Consider the following 19,264-nt stretch of genomic DNA (forward strand, 5'->3'; position numbering starts at 1 on the left):
GGGGGCCCATGCGTATTCGAAGAGCCACCAGCCAGGACAACCCGGCGATTCTGGCGCTGCTGGAAAACACGCCACAACCTGGGGCGATGACCCTGACGTTTGAACGGCGCCCGGATTATTTTCGGGGCGCGGCCATTACCTGTGAAGAACCGGAAGTCTGGTTGGCGGAAAGTGACGGGCCATCGCCGGAGCTGGGCGCGGTGTACAACGTGGGCCGTCGCCGGGTGTGGGTGAACGGTGATTGCGTGCCAATCCGCTATGCGCACGATTTGCGTATTGCCCCCCGGCACCAGGGCAGCCGTCTGTTGTTTCGCCTGTTCCGCACGTTGAAAGCCACTTTGCATCAGGAGGAGTGGATGCAGACGGTGATCCTGCGCGATAACGGCGTGTCGCGGAACACCGTGGCCAGCGGCCGCGCCGGGCTGCCGCGCTATTATCCGTTCGGCGCCATCGAAACCAGCGTGATTTACACACGGCCTGGTCGCTTCCAGGCACCGACGGGGCTTTCCGTGCGCGCCATGACCGGGGCCGATCTTGGCGCGCTGCTGGCGCTGCTGGAGCGGGAAGGGCCGCGCAAGCAGTTTTTTCCCTGGCTGGACCTGAGTGAGCTGCATTTCTCTCCCTACTTTCACGGCCTGAGTCTTGGCGACTGGGTCGGTGTCTGGCAGGGGACGACGCTCAAAGGCGTATTGGGAAGCTGGAATCAAAGCGATATCAAACAGACGCGGGTCAATGGCTATCGCGGTGCTCTGCAGTGGTTGCGGCCGCTGCATAATGTCACCCGTCCGCTGCATGGCGGTTTGCGGCTGCCGGCGCCGGGCGAGTGTTTGTCGTTCGTCACCTTGCACACTCTGGTGACGGAGAACAATGACCCGCGATGGCTGGCGCCACTGCTGGAGCACGCCCTGCATGCCCATCATCGTGATCACGGGGCGGTGGTGTGCGGCTTCTTCATCCAGGACCCGTTACGCGACGCGGTGCGTGGCCTTCGCCGTCGTACTCTGCTCAGCGACCATTATCTGGTCAGCTATGGCGAAGACCCGCGCCCGCGACTGGACCCGGAACGGATCCCTTACGTGGAAGTGGCCCGACTATGAAGGTGGTGGAGAAAGATTATATCGGCATGTGGTACCAGGCTCGGCGCCGCTGCGGTATCGACGACGCTATCCACTTCGCCGTGATGGATCCGGATGGCGTCGGCGAGCGCTACTATTCGATTCCTCATCGGCATCACGATGGCATCGGCGGCTTGCTGGTGTTGTTGCGGCAATGGGGCGTGCCTCTACCACCGGTGCCTCGCAGTCGCCAGAGCGCGTCGCCGCCCCTCTGGCAATGGTTGAGGGCTCAGGGCGCGCCGCCCGGACAGCCGCTTCCCTGGCGCCGTCTCCGTGGGCCCGAACCCCATGGTCAGGTGGAAACCATCTGTTTCGATCCCGAAGCCACGGCGGTGATCATGGCGCGGGCGAAGCAGGAGCAGGGTTCGTTGAACAGTTTATTGCTGCATCGTCTGCATCGGGCGGTAGGCGAAACGCTGTTGGAGACGCCGTCCACCGGCAGCTGGTTGTATCCGGTGAACATGCGTGGCGCGGTGAGCCGTGCCCGGGATGACATGAACCTGTCCAGTGGCTTCTATGTGCCGGTGGCACCGGAGCAATCGGTGGCGGCGCTGTACACCACTTTGCGCGAGAGGTTGCGCCAGCAGCAGCACTGGCGTTTCTGGCACCTGGCGCATGTGGGCCGCTGGATTGGCGAGCGCGGGGTGGATTGGTTATGCCGGCGCCTGCTCGAGGGGCCCGGTCATATCGGCTCCTTCAGTAATCTGGGGGTTTGGCGGCTCGATCTTGGCGCCGCCGGCTTTTCCGATTCCGCTTGCCTGGCGGTATGCGGGCCGGGCAGTCCCAACCACCCGGTCGCTAATGGCGCCATTATCGTCAACGGCCGGTTGACCCTGTCACTGCGGGTGGACGCCTCTTTGACGGCGGGGCGTCTGGCCACACGAAAATGTTTGAATCTGTGGCGTCATTTTTTGTTGGAAGAGGGGGCTGGACGCTAGAAGCCGGACGCCGGACGCTTTAGAACATCGAGGCGTGGAGCATTGCGGATATAAATGAACGCTTTCAATGCTTGCGAGGGCGGCGGGCCCGGTTTTTCATCATTGGCGTCCGGCTCTTATGCCACGTTCTCGTTACTCTCCGGCTCCGCATTCTTGCGCTTGCCGGCGAACAATCCGGTTACGTCGTCCATCACCATATAGAGCGTCGGAATCAATACCAGTGTGATCAAAGTGGCGAAGACGATGCCGAAGGACAGTGATACCGCCATCGGTTTCACCACCTGTGCCTGCAGGCTGTATTCCAGGAACACGATCGGCACCAGCCCCAGAAAGGTGGTCAGCGACGTCAGGATGATCGGCCGGAACCGGGCCCGCGCCGCCTTGATCGCGGCTTCCACCAGAGGCTCGCCATCGCGGCGGTAGCGATTGACGAAATCCACCAGAATCAGACTGTCGTTCACCACCACCCCGGCCAGGGCGACGATGCCGAACATGGACAGCAGGCTGAAGGGCATGCCCAGCACCAGGTGGCCGACCGCCGCGCCGATGGTGCCGAACGGAATCACCGACATGATCATCAGCGGCTGCACATAGGACTTCAACGGGATCGCCATCAGCGCATAAATCAGGAACAGGGCCAGGCCGGTGCCATAGAGCAGATCGACCATCATCTTTTCCTGATCCCGGGTGGCGCCGGTGACACGATAACTGACGCCGGGATGATGGCTGAGAATGTCCGGCAACTGGTGCTCGATCAGATCCTTGGTGATGCGGCCGGGTTCGGCCACGGCTTTGTCCACCCGGGCGGTGATGCTGATCGAACGCTGACGATCGAAGCGGCGGATGGTGGCCGGGCTGCTGCCCATGTCCAGATCGGCCACGGCGGAGAAGGGCACGGCCTGACCGTCGCCGGTGCGAATGCGCATGTCTTCCAGATAACCCTCGGACCGTCGCTCCGCTCTGGGATAGCGAACCATGACTTTCACTTCGTCCTGGCCTCGCTGGATGCGTTGCACTTCCTCGCCGTAGAACGCCTGGCGCACCTGCCGTGCCAGATCCCGCTGGCTCAGCCCGAGCAGCTCCGCTTCCGGTTTGATCCTGAGCTGGATTTCACGCACGCCGCTGTCATGGGAATTACGCAGGTCGTAAACGCCGTTGTAGTCCCGCAATCGTTGTTCCAGTTCGGCGCTGGCTGCCTCCAGATGGGCCTGATTCTGGCCAACCAGTTCCAGTGAGATATCGTTGTCGTCGGGGCCGCCCTCGCCACCTATGTGGAAAGTCCGGGCCCCGGGAATGCGGCCGACTTTCTCCCGCCAGCGCCGTGACAGCTCCGGCACCGACACCAGACTGTTCTCGCTCTTTACCAATTCCACCACGATGCCGCCGGTGGTGTCGCTTTCGGTCCAGGCCAGCTGGGTGCGCACCAGTGGCTCATTCAGTCCCAATTCCTGCTGGAGTTCCTGGTCCACTTCGGTGAGCGCTTTGCCGATGGTGTCCAGGTTGGTCTGGGTCACGTAGGCCGGCGTGCCTTTGTTCATTTCCAGTTCCACCTGAACGAAGTCGCCGCTCAGGTCGGGAATGAACACCACCCGCAACAGTCCGCCGACAATCAGGCCCACGGCCAGAATCAGCACGGAAAGGGCGCCGGCCAGTGCCAGATAACGATGACGCAGGATGCGCCGCAGCAGGGGCAGGTAGGTGTTGTCGACGAAACGGAACAGGCCGTCGGAGAAGCGCCGCTGGAAGCGGATCATCCGATTCGGTTTTGAGGTTTCCGCGGGAGCGTCGCGCATGTGCGCCAAATGGGCGGGCAGAATCAGTTTTGATTCGATCAGCGAATAGAACAGACAGATCACCACCACACCGCCAATGGAGGCGAAAAACTGCCCCCAGATACCGGAGACCAGCAGAATCGGCAGGAACGCGGCCATGGTGGTGAGCACGCCGAAGGTGGCGGGGCCGGCCACATCGAGCACACCCAGCACCACGTTGTTGGTGGAGTGGCCATCCCGTTGAATCCGGGTATAGGCGGATTCGCCGATAATGATGGCGTCGTCGACGACGATACCGAGCACCACCAGAAAGGCGAACAAACTGATCAGATTGATGGTGATGCCGAACAGCGGCAGCGTGAACAGGGTGCCGAGGAAGGCGGTGAGCAGCCCGGCCATGACCCAGAACGCCAGTTTCAGACGCAGGAACAACGACAGGATCAGGAACACCAGCACCGCGCCCATCAACAGGTTTTCCGACATCATGTTGAGCCGGCCTTCCAGGTAGTAGGACACGTCGATCATCCAGTTTACCTGGACACCGTCGGGCAGACTTTCCTGCATCCGGTCCACGTAGTCGCGGACTTCCCGGGAAAGCGCCAGCGCGTCCTGTTCGCCCAGGGCCAGTACACGGATGCCCACGGCGGGGCGGCCGTTGTGGGTCAGGTAGTAGTTGTCCTCGACGAAGCCGTCGCGGATATCAGCGATGTCGCGGAGCAGTAGCCGGCTGCCGTCCGGGTTGGTGCGCACCACGATATCCTCGAAATCCCGGCCCACGTAGGCCTGGCCCACGGTGCGCACCAGAATATCGCCGCCGGCGGCCTGGATGCGGCCGCCGGGCAAATCCAGGGAGGAGCGGCCCACGGCGTCCGCCACTTCGGTCAGCGTCAGGCCGTAATTGCGCAGGGTTTCCTCGCTGACCTCGATGCCGATCTCATAGGGGCGGTCGCCGATCAGTTCGGTTTTGGTCACCGAGGGCAGGGCGGTGATGTCATCGCGCACCCGCCGCGCCACTTCCTTGAGGGTGCGGTCATCCACGTCGACGCTGGACACCGCCACCCAGATCACCTCGGTGCTCCAGACGTTGCGCTGGTATACCGGCCGCTCGGTCTCCGCCGGGAAAGTGGTGATCGAATCCACCCGCATCTTGATGTTGTCCATCACCTCGCGGATGTCGTAATCCGGAGCCACCTCCACTTGCACCGAACCGTTGCCTTCACTGGCGATGGAGACGATTTCCCTGATCCCTTCGAGGTCCTGGATCGCTTCCTCGATCTTGATCAGCACACCCTGTTCCACATCCGTGGGCGTGGCCCCCAGGTAGGGCACCGTGATGGTGACGTAGTTGGTCTCCACCTGCGGCTGGATTTCCTTGGTGATGGTGAACGCGGTGATGGCGCCACCAATGATCAGGATCGCCATCAACAGGTTGGCGGCCACCGGGTTGTGGGTGAACCAGGCGATCAGACCGGTGTAAGCGTTCAGCCGTGGCGCACCGGATTGCTGGTGATCCGCATCAGGGGGTGACGACATGCGAGGCTCCCTGATCGTCAGCGGACTCGGCGCCGCCGTGTTCCCCCGGTGCCGTCATCGGTGCCGGGGCGGATGGCTCGCTGTCGTCCTGGTCCGCGTCCAGATCCCGGATTTTCAAGGCCATGCCCTGTATCGGTGTCTGAATCGCGGTGATCACCGCGCGGTCGCCGGGTCGAAACACGTCGTTGGTGTAGACCTGCTCCGGCGTACTGCGTACCACCTGGACCCGGCGTATGGCGAGCTTGTCGTCGCTGTCCGCCACATAGACCTGGTCGCCGTTACGCAAGGCGACTCGTGGCAACACCACCAGTCCCTCGGCTGAGCGGCCCTGGATACGGGCGCTGACAAAGGTGCCAATGGGCAGTGGCGGCTGCTCGTCGCCGCCTTCGAGATCGTACGGATCCTGTACCCGGGCCACCGCGTAGATCAGCCGGGTGCGCTCATCGACCACCCCTTCGGTACGGACGATTTCGCCGCGCCAGATTACCGTTTCGCCGCCGATCCGCGCTTGCAGGGTCACTTGGGGCAGCGAGGGCGGCCGATAGCCCGGGCGAGGCAGATCAACGAAGGCGCTGTCCTGCTGGGATAACGGCAGCCGTATTTCCGCCTCCTTGACGCTGAAGGCGGTACCGAGTGGATTGCCGGCGGCGACGAACTGCCCCAGGTCCACACTGCGTTCCTTGACCAGGCCGTCGTAGGGGAGATGGATGCGAGTCCGCTCCAGGTCCCGTTGCGCCTGTTGAACCAGGGCCTGCTGTGACTGGATCGCGGCCTGGGTCTGTTCCGCTTCCGATTGCCGCTGCTCCAGATCCGATTTCGATATGTTCTTGCGCTGATAAAGATTCTCGAACCGGTCCAGCTGTTGGCGGGCCAGGCGATGCGCCGCCCGCAGCCGTTTTAATTCCGCCTGCGCCTGGGCGAGGGTGTTGCGATAATTGCTGGGGTCTATTTCGATCAGTACCTGATCGGCCTGAAACAAACCGCCGGCGACGAACTCATCGGCGATGCGGATGACCTTGCCGGACACCTCCGCCACCAGTTGGGTTTCGATGCGCGGTTGCACGGTCCCCTGGGAGCGCAGCTGAAACTGGCTGTGGGCGGTTTCGATCGGCAGCACATCGACGATTTCCGCCATCGCCGGCCGCTCCTCCACCTCCGGTTGCGGGCGCATGGCCGCCAGTATGGCCACCACGGCCACGGCGCCGAGCACCATGGCGGCGGCGATCAATACGAGAGTGGTTTTTTTCATAAAAGTCCGATTAGACGCGTATCAATCCGTTGATGATTCCCTTGCCACACCGGCGCCCTGGCATCGTGTTCAAGCACGGGTTCGTTCAATAAAAGTGACAGACTAGCATTCCTGTTTTGCGCGGATATGACCGCCTGGCCCGGACGTCTCGCCAGTAAGCCACATGCTGGGTGTCACCGGTCTGACAGCCGGGAGAGTAAGCGGGTGTAGGAAAACTACAGGGTGTCGCAGGGGGCGTAAAGCACGTTCAACCGGCGAGGGCCACCGGTGGTCGGCGGAGCCGGCCACGGGGGCATCGGCGGTCCACCTGTCGCGGCGGACCGGGGAGCGATGTCGGCGTCAGTAACGGGCCGCCAGCATGGCGATGGCGGCCAGGGCTTCGGGGTCGTGTTCCTTGAGCCGGTTGGCGATGCCATGCTGGAAGAAATAGCGGAACCCTTCCTGTTGTTCGGCGGCGACCAGACTGGCGTCGCCGGGCAATACCGGTGTCTGTGTCACCGCCGCCTCGTCCGCCACCATGGCCTGGGGGGTACCGTCACCCTGCACGCGCCAGCTCACCACTTCCATCAACGACAGTGTCTCGAATTCGTCCTGGGAGAACACCGCGTGGGTGCCGATGGTGTCGGGAATTTCCTGGCAGCTGTGGTCGCCTGGTTTGCCGAAAAAACGCAGCGCCGCATCCAACTCCTGCACCTTGTGTTCCGGTGCGTCACGGAACAGGTAGTCGCTGTCGGGCAGGCGGTAACCTTCCCAGCGGCCATTGAGTGGATCGGACAAAGCACTGGCGGTGACCAGATCGCGCAGCCAGGGCACCAGCGCCTGAGTGGTGCCGTCCTCGAGACGTGCCCAGGCGAGAATTTTCAGGGAAAACAGGGTGTCGGGATGTTGATCGTTGGCATAGAGCAGCTCCATGCCGTCGTACTCCGGAGAGAGTCTGAGAATGGACGGCTTGCCGGAGCGCCGTCTCGGGGTGAAGGGGATGACGTTACTGCCGCGTGGATCCTGCCGGTTAGCCCGAACCATAAGCGCCTCCGCCCAAGAGAACCATGGAATACCCCTGCGTCGGCACCGATCCCGTGGCGGATCGTCCTCGCACGGGCTATTCCAGACTCTACGATTTTCACACTAGACGGTTGCGGGCGGAGGCGCAAGTCAGGCGGCGTGGTCCAGAGACTGATCGCCGTTACCGGCACGGGCGGTCAGCGGTTGCCGCAGACGCCAGCGCAGGCGGATACCGAGCAAAATGGCGGCGCAGGTGAGCCCGGCCACCAGACCGATCCAGAAGCCGCTGGGGCCCATGGCCGGCACCAGCAGGTCGGTGAGGGCGAGCGCATAGCCCAGCGGCAGGCCGATCCCCCAGTAAGCGAACAGGGTCATTACCATCGGCCAGGCGGTGTCCTCGAAACCGCGCAGACAGCCGTTGGCCACCACCTGAATGGCGTCGGAGATCTGGTAAAGCGCGGCGAACAGCAACAGATGCGAGGCCAGGGCGATGACTTCCGGGTTGCGGGTATAGATCCAGGGAACCCAGTGCCGGATCAGCACCAGCAGGACCGCGGCGGCAACGCCGACCAGGCTGACCATGCGTATCGCGCTGCCCACCGCCAGATTCAAGTCATCGCGGTTGTGGCGGCCGCGAGCGTGGCCTACCCGCACCGTGGCGGCCAGGGAAAAACTGAGCGGCACCATGAAAATCAGCGAGGTGAAGTTGAGCGCGATCTGATGACCGGCGACGATTTCCGGCCCCAGGCTGCTGATCAGCAGGGCGATCACGGCGAAAATACTGACCTCGAAAAAGATCGATAACCCCACGGGCAGCCCCAGCCGCAGCATGTACGCGAGACTGGCGAATTCCAGATGGCGCCGCCGCAGATTCAGACGTGCCGGCTGATAAACCGGATGGCGGCGGATGTACAGCCCCATCATCAGCGCCATGGACCACATCACCACGCTGGTGGCCCAGCCGCAGCCGACGCCGCCCATGGCCGGGAAGCCCAGTTTGCCGTAGATCAGCACATAGTTGGTGGGAATATTGATCAGCAGCCCGATAATGCTGATCCACAACACCGGACGGGTGTGGCGCATGGCTTCCGTGTAGCTGCGCATGGCCAGCATCAAGGCGGCGCCGGGCATGCCCCAGCTGAGACCTTCCAGGTAGCCCTGTACCAACGGCAGCATGGCCGGGTCCACGTCCATGGCGTGCAGGACCGGAGACATGCCGCGCAGTGCCACCGCGGTGAACAGTCCCAATCCCAGCCCCAACCACAACGCCTGCTGGGCCAGCGGGTTGACCCGATGGTAAGCTTCGCCCCCCAGGTGGCGCGACAGAATCGGCGTGGCGCTGGTCAGTACCCCGGTCATGAACAGAAACAACGGGACCCAGATGCTGGCGCCCACCGCCACCGCGGCCAGATGCTCGGCACCCACGCGGCCGGCCATCATGGTATCGACGAAGCCGTTGGCGGTTTGCGCCAACTGACCACCCAGAATCGGCAGGGCGAGAGCGAGTTGAGCAGCGTATTCCTTACGGCGAATGGACATGATGCGGGTCGGGAGCAGAGGCACGGGGCGGCTACCATACCGCAAAGCGCTGCCGGGATGTACTGCTCCGCGACTCTGGAAGGACTGTTCCGCGATACCTTTTCTTCGCGCTATCACACGGTCCTGGAGGGGGGCGCCGAGGAGCCCGTGTACTCGCCCGGAGCGCCCCATCGTATTGTCTATACCCGTGACTATTTCCGCAGCGCCCTGCACGAGGTGGCGCACTGGTGCGTGGCGGGACCGCGGCGCCGTACCCTGGAGGATTACGGGTACTGGTACGCACCGGATGGCCGTGATGCCGGGCAGCAGCAACTGTTTGCCCGGGTGGAGGTGGCGCCACAGGCGCTCGAGGCGCTGTTCTGTGCCGCCTGCGGCCATGATTTCCGTGTCTCCATGGATAATCTGGACGGTGACGAAGCGGCGCTACGGCTGGAAGCCGCTTTCGCCGAGCAGGTGCACCGCCGGGCCCATCGCTATCTCGAAGAGGGCCTGCCACCGCGCCCGCTGGCCTGGTGCCGGGCGTTGGCGGCTTGTTTCAATACCGGCTGGAATGGCGGAGCGGAAAGTCTGGATCGGGTCTTTATCTTCTCCGCTGAACGCATGACGCCAGACGCCGGACGCTAGAGCAATCGCCGCTCACGAGTCGCGCATGGTGTGTTAGCGTGCAGGCGTGTTGCGTGTGAGCGAAATATCCGCCCTGGCTTACAGCACATCACCACGAAAGCTTACAGCCACCGCCGCGGCGCCGGATTAGGGTTCATTCATCGGCTTCCGGCGTTTTCTGGAGCGCAGCTTCCAACTGCGCACCACCGCCAGACGCCAGAACACCTTCACCGCCCCATAGGACAGCAGCCCGGCAATCAGGGCCACGATCAGTGAGCCGATCCACAGGGGAACCAGTTGTTGCAGGAACCAGGCCGTGGTGATGCCTTCGCCATGATGGGGAGGCAGGCCCATCAGCCAGGCACCGACGCGGTAGTTGAAATAGAACACCGGAACATAGGTGAGTGGATTGGACAGCCAGACCAGCATCATCGACAGCGGCAGGTTGCAGTGGAAACGTACCGCCAGGAAGGCCGCCAGGCCCATCTGCATGGGAATGGGAAGCAGTCCGGTAAACACGCCTATGAAAGCGGCACCGGCCAGTGAATGCCGATTAATGTGCCACAGGTTCGGATCCGACAGGATCTCGCCAAGGAACTTCAGGGAGGGATGTCCGCGAAGCTTCTCGGGGGAAGGCAGGTATTTTCGGAATAACCGTTTCGGCATGAAAGTCGAGAATCCGGTTCCAGGTGCGCGCATTATGCCGATGTGGGACGGTCGCGCCTAGTGCGCGTGATCCACCCCGCCGCTCAGAGAACTTCTGAAAACCACCCCGTCATCCCGACGGGGGAGTTCAATGGCTTAAGATCATTGAACTCCCCCTTCGGGGCGCCCCGCGGGGCGTCCAAACGGTGCTCCAAGCACCGTTGTGTGACCCGGGGTCTCCCTCCGCGGGGCGGATGGTTTCGTGGAAGGAGATGCCGGATCGAATCCGGCATGACGTTTTCCACAGGCTCTTAGGCAGTGTAGAACAGACAAACTGAACGGAAGCTGTCAACACTAGAGGGTTGGTGGCGGGAGGCAAGGATGCCTTGGTGGCGTATGGCCGCGGCGATGACGGCGGCGGTGTGGTATGGCCCGTTATGGCCGTTGGTGCTGGGGTTGGCGCTGGCGCTGCTGGCCCGGCGCCGCGGTGGCTCCGCCGGAGGCTGGATGTGGCCGGCGCTGGCTTATCTTTACGCCGTGGTGGTACTGCAACTGGCGCTGGAGGCGCGGTTGCCGGAGCACCTGAACGGGGAGGAGATGGTGTTTGTCGGACGGGTGGTGTCGCTGCCCGAGACCCACGGCGGGGTGCATTATGGTCAGACCGGCATCAATCAGAGCGCGCTGCTGGAAGGCCGCGTCAGCGCCCCGGAACGCCGTTGGCCGGGCCGGCATCGGCTGCGGGTAAGTTACTGGAACCCGGATCCGCCATTACGCGCCGGCGAGTGGATACGCGCCCGGCTGCGCCTCTACAGGCCCCGCGGTACCTACAACGAAGCGGGTTTTGATTCTGAGCGCTATTTTCTTGCCGAGGGCATTGATGCCCGCGCCACGGTGCGAGCCGTGGAAGCACGCTGGGGCGGCGGCGGTCTGCCGGGCTGGCGGCAGGCAGTGAGCGACCGCATCGTCGGCCATCTGGCCGTCAGTCCCCATGGCGCGGCGGTGGTGCCGGCCCTGGTGGTGGCGGACCGCCGTGGCTTGCCAGCGCCGCTTTGGGACCTGTTCCGTGAGACCGGTACGGCGCATTTGCTGGCCATCTCCGGGCTTCATCTGACCCTGGTGAGTGGCATGATCTGGTGGCTGGGCAGAGTCCTGTTCGGCCCCGCCGCTCAATGGCTGTACCGTCCGTTACGGCGGATCCCACTGGCGTTGCTGGCGTGGCCCCCGGCAGTGACGGCGGCCTGGGGGTACGCCGCGCTTGCCGGATTCAGCCTGCCCACCCAGCGCGCCGCCCTGATGATCTCGGTGCTGGCGCTGGCGGTTTGCCGGCGTCGCCCCCGGCCGCCGCTGGGGGTTCTCGCCCTGGCGCTGTTCGTGGTCTTGCTTTGGGATCCGCTGGCGGCGCTGTCGGCCAGCCTGTGGCTGTCCTTTGGCGCGGTATTGGCGATTTTGCTGATCGCGGGGACCGGAGGCCCCTGGTTATGGGCCGGTCTGCCACTGGTCATGGGCGTGATCAGCGCGGTGATGTTCGACAGTTGGACCTGGGCATCACCGGTGGCCAACGCCGTGCTGGTGCCCCTGTTCAGTGTGTTGATCGTGCCGCTGGCGTTGAGTGGCGCCATATTCGATTGGCCGGCACTGTCTTTGGGGGCGGCCACCGGGGTGGAGGCGGCGGTGGCGTTGATGGCGATGCTGGCACGGTTCACTCCGGGGGCGCCGCCGGTGCTGACAGGCATGGCGGCGGCGGCGTTGTTGCTGGCGGTGGCGCTGGCGACGTTGAGGGCCTGGCCCTGGCCACGCCGTATGCTGCCGCTGCTGATGGTGCCCTGGCTGTGGCCGCAGAATGCCGCGCCGCCACCTGGGCAACTGCGAATGACGGTGTTTGACGTGGGGCAGGGGCAGGCGGTGGCGCTGCGTACTCACGGGCATCTGCTTCTATACGACACCGGCCCGGCCTGGCCGGGCGGGTCCGTTGGCGCCAGCGTGCTCGAACCGTGGCTGCGCCGCCAGCGGTTGCGGCCATCGATCACCGTCATCAGCCACGGCGACCTGGATCACGCCGGCGGTTTGAGGGACCTGCGCGAGCCGGGCTTGTTGCTGTCTGGTGAGCCGGATCGTACCGTCGGCGCGGCGCCGTGCCAGGCCGGGCAGAGCTGGACCCTGGACGGCGTCACGTTCCGTTTTCTGTGGCCCCGTGATCAGGCCTGGCAGGGCAATGACGCCAGCTGTGTCCTGTGGGTGGAGGCCGGCCCGCATCGTGTGTTGTTGACCGGCGATATCACCCACCAGGTGGAATACCGGTTACTGGGGCAGGTGGCGCCGGTGACCGTTCTGGTGCTGTCCCACCATGGCAGCGATACCGGCACGTCGCGGGCCTGGGTGTCGCGATTGCAACCTCGTTGGGCGGTGGCGTCGGCCGGCTATGGCAACCGGTTCGGGCATCCGGCGCCGGCGGTGCTGGAGCGTCTGGAAGCGGCAGGCGTCACGGTTCTGCGCACCGACCGGGCCGGCATGATTGAGTTTCAATTGGGGGCCACCGATAATGCCGCGCCTATAACAAGGTGGCGTGACGACCACGGCCGGCCCTGGCATGGGCCCGGCGGATGGCGCTGGTAAGGGGGTTACCGGATTGGCCTGGTATCGTGTCGCGGCGCGCCATCGCAACTGACCAAGGGGATAACAACGTGCAGGAATTGGTGCGGTCCGGGGGCTGGATGATGCTCCCGATCCTGATCTGTTCGGTGGTGGCGCTGGCCATCGTGGCGGAACGATTCTGGACTTTACGTCCGTCCCGGCTGGCGCCGGCGGGCACCCTGGCGGAGGTGCGGGGGTGGTTGAAGAAAGGGCAACTGTCCGATGAGCGGCTGGAAACCCTGAGATCGCAGTCCGCCCTCGGTGTGATACTGGCGGCGGGGCTGGCCAACGCCCGGCACGGCCGCGAGATCATGAAAGAGAGCATCCAGGAAGCGGCCACCGGAGTGGTCCACGACCTGGAGAAGTACCTGGCGACACTGGGCTCGGTCGCCGCCATCACGCCCTTGCTGGGTCTGCTCGGCACGGTGGTGGGGATGATCGACGTGTTCGCCGCGATCATGATCCACGGCACTGGCGATGCGGCGCAGCTTGCCGGCGGTATTTCCCAGGCCCTGCTGACCACCGCCGGCGGGCTGGTGGTGGCGATTCCTGCGATTTTCTTTCACCGTTTCTTTGTGCGCCGGGTGGAGGAGATCACCGTCGGGCTGGAACAAAACGCGGTGCATCTGGTCGATTTGGTCCACGGTGACCGCGAACCGGCGCGGGGACAAGGGCAAAGGCAAGGGCAAAGACAAGGGCAAAGGGAAGGAGCGACGTTGTGAGATTCCCGCGGCCCAGGCAGGAAGAAATCAGCGTTAACCTGACGCCGTTGATCGACGTAGTGTTTCTGCTGTTGATTTTCTTCATGGTCTCCACCACCTTCACCCGCCAAACGCAGTTGTCGCTGACTCTGCCGGAAGCGCAGGGCACGCCGCCGGAGCAGGCGCCCCAGGCGGTGGAGATTCTGGTGTCGTCGGCGGGGGAATATGTGATCAACGGCGAAAAACTGATCGACAATAGCGACGCCGGCCTGCGCTCCGCTCTGTTGCGGTTGGGCCAGGACAAGACCGAGTGGCCCATGCTGATCACCGCCGATGCCCACGCCAGCTATCAGGCGGTGGTGACGGTGATGGACGTGGCGGGCCAACTGGGCTTTGATAAGCTGTCGCTCACTACACGTGAAGCCACTGAAGAGGGCCAATGAGCCAACAATCGGAAAGTGCATGGCAAACGTATAAACGACTGCTGGGCTATGTAAAACCTCACTGGTTTCTGTTACTCGCCAGTTTTTTCGGCTATGCCATCTACGCCGGTACTCAGGCCGCCGCCGCGCAACTGGCCGGTTACCTGGGTGAAACCGTGGTCGACCCGCAGCCTCACCGGGTCCTGGTGGTTTCCGTCGCGCCGCTGCTCATCGCCCTGGCTCAAGGGGTCGGGCAGTTCCTTGGTAGCTACACGCTGGCCTGGGTGGCCCAGGAAATCGTCTATTTCATGCGCAATGAAGTGTTTGGTCATGTGTTGCGGCTGCCTCAGTCGGAGTACAACAACAACGCTTCCGGCCGCATCATGTCCAAGATCATCTTTGATGCCCAGCAGGTCACCAGCGCCGGCACCGACGCGGTGATGGTGATTTTCCGGGAAGGATTGACGGTGATCGGACTGATGGCGTTCCTGTTCTATCAGAATTGGAAACTGACGCTGATTCTGCTGGTGGTGGCGCCGGTGATTGGCCTGGTGGTGAATGTCACCAGCAAACGGTTCCGTCACATCAGCCGCCGTATTCAGTCGTCCATGGGCAACATCACCCAGTTTCTTGGTGAAGCCATCGAGGGCAATCAGGCGGTGAAGATTTTCGGTGGCCAGAAGCTGGAAGGCGACCGCTTCCACAGCGTCAGTCGCCGATTCGCGCGCCAGAACACCAAGCTCAATGCCAGCAAGATTGCCTCCACGGTGATCGTGCAGCTGTTCGTGGCGGTGGGCATTGGCGCCATCACTTATCTGTACATCACGATGATGGGCGAGCAGCTCACCGTGGGTGGTTTCCTGTCCTACATCGCCGCCGCCGGCATGGTGCAGAAACCGCTCAAGCAGCTTACCGACGTCAATGTGAAGATTCAGCGTGGCGTTACCGGCGCCGCCTCCTTGTTTGAATTGATGGACCGCCCGGTGGAGCAGGACCTGGGACAATTGACGCTGCCGCGCACCGAAGGCAACGTGGAATTCCGGGATGTCACCTTCGGCTATGACGAAAATCAGCCGGTGCTGCGCAACCTCAGTTTCTCCATTCGCAGTGGTGAGACGGTGGCACTGATTGGCCGCTCCGGCGCCGGCAAGAGCACCATCTCCGCCATGCTGCCCCGGTTCTTCGACCCGGATCAGGGCCAGGTGCTGCTGGACGGCGTGTCGTTGCCGGACTACAGGCTGGCGGACCTGCGTCACCAGATCGCCATGGTCAGCCAGAAGGTGGTGCTGTTCAACGATACCGTGCGCAATAACATCGCCTATGGCGAGATGCGGGACGCCGACGACGCGGCAGTGGAGCAGGCGGCCCGTAACGCCTATGCCTGGGATTTCATCCAGGGCCTCGACAAGGGCCTGGACACCATGGTCGGCCAGGACGGCGCCCAACTGTCCGGCGGCCAGCGCCAGCGCGTGGCTATCGCCCGGGCTCTGCTCAAGGACGCGCCGATCCTGATCCTGGACGAAGCCACCAGTGCGCTGGACACGGAATCGGAGCACCATATCCAGAAGGCGCTGGAACGCCTGATGGAAGGTCGTACCACCCTGGTGATCGCGCACCGCTTGTCCACGATTGAAAAAGCGGACCGTATTCTGGTGCTGGATCAGGGCCAGTTGATCGAACAGGGCACGCATGCCGAGCTGTTGGAAAAGAATGGACTCTACACACAACTCTATAAGATGGATTTCGCCGACGACGTTAATGACTGATTTTGCCCGCCGCGTGGAGCGGGGCTGGTACCAAGGCAGCCCCTGGCTGACGCCGCTACGCCCGCTGGGGTGGCTGGTGGGGCGGGTTGCCGGGCGCCGTCTGGCCGCCTTCCGCCGGCAGCGAACCGCTCCGCCGGTGCCCGTACTGGTGGTCGGCAATATCACCGTCGGTGGCACCGGCAAGACCCCCCTGGTAGTGGCTCTGGCCCAGCGCGCCAGCGAGCGGGGCCTCAGTGTGGTAGTGATCTCCCGGGGCTATGGCGGCAAGGCCGGCCGATATCCGATGACCGTGACACCCTCCAGCGATCCGGCGGTGGTCGGTGACGAGCCGCTGTTGATCGTGCGCCGGGCCGGCGTGCCGGTGGTGCTGGATCCGCGCCGGGACCGCGCCTTGAGCTATGTGACGCGCGAACTGGCGCCGGATCTGGTGATCAGTGACGACGGCCTGCAGCATTACGCGTTGCCCCGTTCCGCCGAAATCGTGGTGATCGATGCCCGCCGGGGGCTTGGCAATGGCCGCTGCCTGCCCGCCGGTCCGCTGCGCGAGTCGGCCGACCGTCTCGATCAGGTGGATTTTCTGGTGGCCAACGGCGGGGTCTGGCCGGGGGCCGTCACCATGCACCTCAAACCCGGTAAACTGACCCGCCTGAATGATGGCCTGACCCTGGACGGTGAGGCGTTTCGGGAGCGTTTTGGTGCCGTGCACGGCGTTGCCGGTATTGGCCACCCGGAGCGTTTTTTTCATTCCCTGGCGGTGCTGGGACTGGCGGTGACACCACACGCGTTTGCCGATCACCATGCGTTTAAACCCGAGGATCTGGCGTTCGCCGACGGCCGCCCGGTGGTGATGACCGAGAAGGACGCAGTGAAATGCCAGGGCTTCGACAATAGCCGGCTGTGGATGCTGCCGGTGCGGGCGGCCTTGCCGGACACGGTGCTGGACGCCATGATCGACCGCGCATTGAATCCGGACCCGGCGCTGCTCAAGACGGCGCCGGCATCCGTCGAGAAGGCATCCGTCGAGAAGGAGAGAGAATGAGTTTTTCCGTGGTGGTTCCGGCCCGTTATGCGTCGGCGCGTCTGCCGGGCAAGGCATTGGCGGATCTGGCTGGTAAACCGATGGTGCTGCGGGTGGCGGAACGTTGCCTGCTCAGCGCCGCCGGCAAGGTGTGGGTGGCCACCGACGATCAACGCATCGCCGATGCCGTTGGTGACCGTTGTCCGGTGGTGATGACGCGGCCGGATCATCCCTCCGGCACCGATCGTTTGCAGGAAGTGGTAACGCAACTGGGGCTCGCTGACGACGACATCATCGTCAATGTGCAGGGGGACGAGCCGCTGATTCCGCCGGCGGTGATCAACCAGGTGGCGGAGAATCTGGCCGCCAATCCGGAGTGTCAGATGGCCACCCTGTGTGAGCCGATCACCGCCGCCGGGGATTTGTTCAGCCCGGATATCTGCAAGGTGGTATTCGATAACCAGGGGCGCGCGCTGTACTTCTCGCGGGCGCCGATTCCCTGGGATCGTAATGCGTTCACCAAGGATCGCGAGCAGCTCGGTGAGGGTGAGTGGTGGCGGCACATCGGTATCTACGCCTATCGCGCCGGCTTTCTGCACCAGTTCGTCAACTGGCCGCCGGCACCGCTGGAAACGCTGGAATCCCTGGAGCAATTGCGGGCGCTGGCCAATGGTGTGGCGATTCATGTGGCGCCGGCCCGCGAGGACGTGCCCGGGGGCGTGGATACGCCGGAGGACCTGGAACGTATGAGAGCGCTGTTGCGGGGAGAGGCGCATGACTGATCTCAACGCGCCGGCGGTGCTGTTTGTTTGTCTCGGTAATATCTGCCGTTCGCCCACCGCTGAAGCGGTATTCCGTCAGCGGGTGGATGCGGCGGGGCTGAGCGGGCGGTTGGAGATCGACAGCGCCGGCACCGGTGACTGGCACATCGGCCGCCCCCCGGACCACCGTGCCGCGGCGGCGGCGGCACGGCGCGGTTACGCCATGGAGACGTTACGCGCCCGTCAGATCACGGTGGATGATTTTCGCCGTTTCGATCTTATCCTGTGCATGGACCACAGTAATTTCCACGATGTCTCCGAGCTGGCGCCGGCCCAAGCCCGCGCGCGGGTGGCGCGCTTCCTGGAAGTGCTGGGAGAAGGCGAGCCGGAGGAAGTGCCGGACCCTTACTATGGCGGCGAGGATGGCTTTGATCAGGTGCTGGACCTGGTGGAACGGGCCAGCGAGCTGTGGCTGGAACAGTTGCGGGCGTCACTGTGATCGAGACCGATGTGGATCTGAGCACGGCCAATACCCTGGCCCTGCCGGCCCGCGCCGAGCGCCTTGCCTGCCCCTCCGATGTGGACGAACTGGCCCGGGTGCTGACCGGGCGCGGGACTGACCCGCTGTTCGTGCTCGGCGGCGGCAGCAATCTGGTCCTGACCGGGGACCTGCCCGGCCTGACGGTGATGCCGGCTTTCGACGAGGTAAGCTACCGGCAGGTGGATGAGGGCCAGGCCCGGGTCCGGGTTGGCGCGGGGGTGGTCTGGGACCGGCTGGTGGCGGACACCGTCGCCGCTGGCTGGCAGGGTCTGGAGAATCTCTCCCTGATTCCCGGCAGCGTCGGCGCGGCGCCCTTCCAGAATATCGGTGCCTACGGGGTGGAGCTGGCGGACGTGGTCTCCACGGTGGAAGCGGTGTCGGTGGAAGACGGCAGCAATATCCGCTTCGATGCCGATCAATGCGAATTCGCCTATCGGGACAGCCTGTTCAAGAGCCGCTGCCGGGGTGAATTCATTATTACCCACCTGACGTTGAATCTGCGCCGTGGCAGCGACTGCCCGCCGGACTCTTTCCGATTGGACTATGGCGGGCTGGCGGAGCGGCTGGAAGGCGATGGGCCGGTGACCCCGGCCCGGGTGCGCGAAGCGGTCATCGCCTTGCGGCGAAGCAAGCTGCCGGACCCGGCTGATTTGCCCAATGCCGGCAGTTTCTTCAAGAATCCGGTGGTCTCTCTGGCGCACTATCAGCGGTTGCTGGAATCGTATCCGGAACTGGTTTCTTTCCCGGTGCCTGAAGGTCGTAAGCTGGCCGCGGGCTGGCTGATCGAGCGCAGCGGCTGGAAAGGCCGGCGTCTCGGCCCGGTGGGCATGCACGATCAGCAGGCGCTGGTACTGGTCAATCATGGTGGCGCCACCGCCGTGGATGTCCTGACGCTGGCGGCGGCGGTACGGGAAGACGTGCGGCAGCGCTTTGGCGTGGAACTGGAGCAGGAGCCGGTGTTGATGCCGGGCGCCCTGGCAATCTGAGATATCAATCGTGGCTCGTGGGCCAGTGGTGTCCCACAGTTG

At 63.9% G+C, this 19,264-nt stretch carries 16 protein-coding genes; 11 read left to right on the forward strand and 5 right to left on the reverse strand.

Features of this window, described 5'->3' with window-relative positions; translation table 11 throughout:
- The first annotated feature begins 8 nt into the window (after positions 1–8).
- Complete coding sequence (locus E0L37_RS17335; RefSeq protein WP_133492931.1) at positions 9–1,097, forward strand: hypothetical protein; 1,089 nt, start codon at positions 9–11, stop codon at positions 1,095–1,097.
- 26 nt (positions 1,098–1,123) lie between these two features.
- Positions 1,124–2,053, forward strand: coding sequence for a hypothetical protein (locus E0L37_RS17340; protein WP_133492932.1), 930 nt, complete (start codon positions 1,124–1,126; stop codon positions 2,051–2,053).
- A 116-nt stretch (positions 2,054–2,169) separates the two neighbouring features.
- Here the strand turns inward: E0L37_RS17340 and E0L37_RS17345 are convergent, their stop codons facing one another.
- The 4 genes from E0L37_RS17345 to E0L37_RS17360 form a co-directional block, all read right to left on the reverse strand.
- Positions 2,170–5,358: an efflux RND transporter permease subunit gene (locus tag E0L37_RS17345; RefSeq protein ID WP_133492933.1), complete on the reverse strand. Its 3,189-nt coding sequence runs from the start codon at positions 5,356–5,358 to the stop codon at positions 2,170–2,172.
- Positions 5,342–6,607 (reverse strand): efflux RND transporter periplasmic adaptor subunit, encoded by a 1,266-nt coding sequence (locus E0L37_RS17350; protein WP_133492934.1) that lies wholly within the window; start codon positions 6,605–6,607, stop codon positions 5,342–5,344. Before E0L37_RS17350 ends, E0L37_RS17345 begins: the two co-directional genes overlap by 17 nt.
- Positions 6,608–6,946: 339 nt before the next feature.
- Positions 6,947–7,630, reverse strand: coding sequence for a hypothetical protein (locus tag E0L37_RS17355; protein WP_026949059.1), 684 nt, complete (start codon positions 7,628–7,630; stop codon positions 6,947–6,949).
- A gap of 129 nt (positions 7,631–7,759) precedes the next feature.
- A complete protein-coding gene (locus E0L37_RS17360; protein ID WP_240687495.1) occupies positions 7,760–9,172 on the reverse strand; it encodes an MATE family efflux transporter in 1,413 nt (470 codons plus the stop codon).
- 33 nt (positions 9,173–9,205) lie between these two features.
- Here E0L37_RS17360 and E0L37_RS17365 point away from each other — a divergent pair, with 33 nt between their 5' ends.
- Positions 9,206–9,772 carry an elongation factor P hydroxylase gene (locus E0L37_RS17365; protein ID WP_133492935.1) on the forward strand — a complete coding sequence of 189 codons (567 nt, stop codon included), beginning with the start codon at positions 9,206–9,208 and terminating at the stop codon, positions 9,770–9,772.
- A gap of 126 nt (positions 9,773–9,898) precedes the next feature.
- On the opposite strand, the gene E0L37_RS17370 is transcribed toward E0L37_RS17365, so the two are convergent.
- Positions 9,899–10,417: a DUF2062 domain-containing protein gene (locus E0L37_RS17370; RefSeq protein ID WP_133492936.1), complete on the reverse strand. Its 519-nt coding sequence runs from the start codon at positions 10,415–10,417 to the stop codon at positions 9,899–9,901.
- A 360-nt stretch (positions 10,418–10,777) separates the two neighbouring features.
- Here E0L37_RS17370 and E0L37_RS17375 point away from each other — a divergent pair, with 360 nt between their 5' ends.
- The 8 genes from E0L37_RS17375 (at position 10,778) to murB (ending at position 19,222) form a co-directional block, all read left to right on the forward strand.
- Positions 10,778–13,009 carry a DNA internalization-related competence protein ComEC/Rec2 gene (locus E0L37_RS17375; protein ID WP_133492937.1) on the forward strand — a complete coding sequence of 744 codons (2,232 nt, stop codon included), beginning with the start codon at positions 10,778–10,780 and terminating at the stop codon, positions 13,007–13,009.
- A gap of 68 nt (positions 13,010–13,077) precedes the next feature.
- Positions 13,078–13,749 carry a MotA/TolQ/ExbB proton channel family protein gene (locus E0L37_RS17380; protein ID WP_133492938.1) on the forward strand — a complete coding sequence of 224 codons (672 nt, stop codon included), beginning with the start codon at positions 13,078–13,080 and terminating at the stop codon, positions 13,747–13,749.
- The gene (locus tag E0L37_RS17385) at positions 13,746–14,171 is read left to right on the forward strand and encodes a biopolymer transporter ExbD (protein WP_133492939.1); all 426 of its coding nucleotides are present in this window, start codon (positions 13,746–13,748) and stop codon (positions 14,169–14,171) included. Before E0L37_RS17380 ends, E0L37_RS17385 begins: the two co-directional genes overlap by 4 nt.
- Complete coding sequence (gene msbA / locus E0L37_RS17390; RefSeq protein WP_133492940.1) at positions 14,168–15,916, forward strand: lipid A export permease/ATP-binding protein MsbA; 1,749 nt, start codon at positions 14,168–14,170, stop codon at positions 15,914–15,916. Before E0L37_RS17385 ends, msbA begins: the two co-directional genes overlap by 4 nt.
- Positions 15,909–16,955: a tetraacyldisaccharide 4'-kinase gene (gene lpxK / locus E0L37_RS17395; protein WP_133492941.1), complete on the forward strand. Its 1,047-nt coding sequence runs from the start codon at positions 15,909–15,911 to the stop codon at positions 16,953–16,955. The genes msbA and lpxK overlap by 8 nt, the downstream gene beginning before the upstream one ends.
- The gene (gene kdsB, locus E0L37_RS17400; protein ID WP_133492942.1) at positions 16,952–17,716 is read left to right on the forward strand and encodes a 3-deoxy-manno-octulosonate cytidylyltransferase; all 765 of its coding nucleotides are present in this window, start codon (positions 16,952–16,954) and stop codon (positions 17,714–17,716) included. The genes lpxK and kdsB overlap by 4 nt, the downstream gene beginning before the upstream one ends.
- Positions 17,709–18,194: a low molecular weight protein-tyrosine-phosphatase gene (locus E0L37_RS17405; RefSeq protein ID WP_133492943.1), complete on the forward strand. Its 486-nt coding sequence runs from the start codon at positions 17,709–17,711 to the stop codon at positions 18,192–18,194. The genes kdsB and E0L37_RS17405 overlap by 8 nt, the downstream gene beginning before the upstream one ends.
- A complete protein-coding gene (gene murB / locus E0L37_RS17410; RefSeq protein WP_133492944.1) occupies positions 18,191–19,222 on the forward strand; it encodes a UDP-N-acetylmuramate dehydrogenase in 1,032 nt (343 codons plus the stop codon). The genes E0L37_RS17405 and murB overlap by 4 nt, the downstream gene beginning before the upstream one ends.
- Positions 19,223–19,264 lie beyond the last annotated feature (42 nt).

This window comes from Alcanivorax sp. 24, assembly GCF_004360225.1.
Lineage (GTDB): Bacteria > Pseudomonadota > Gammaproteobacteria > Pseudomonadales > Alcanivoracaceae > Alloalcanivorax > Alloalcanivorax xiamenensis.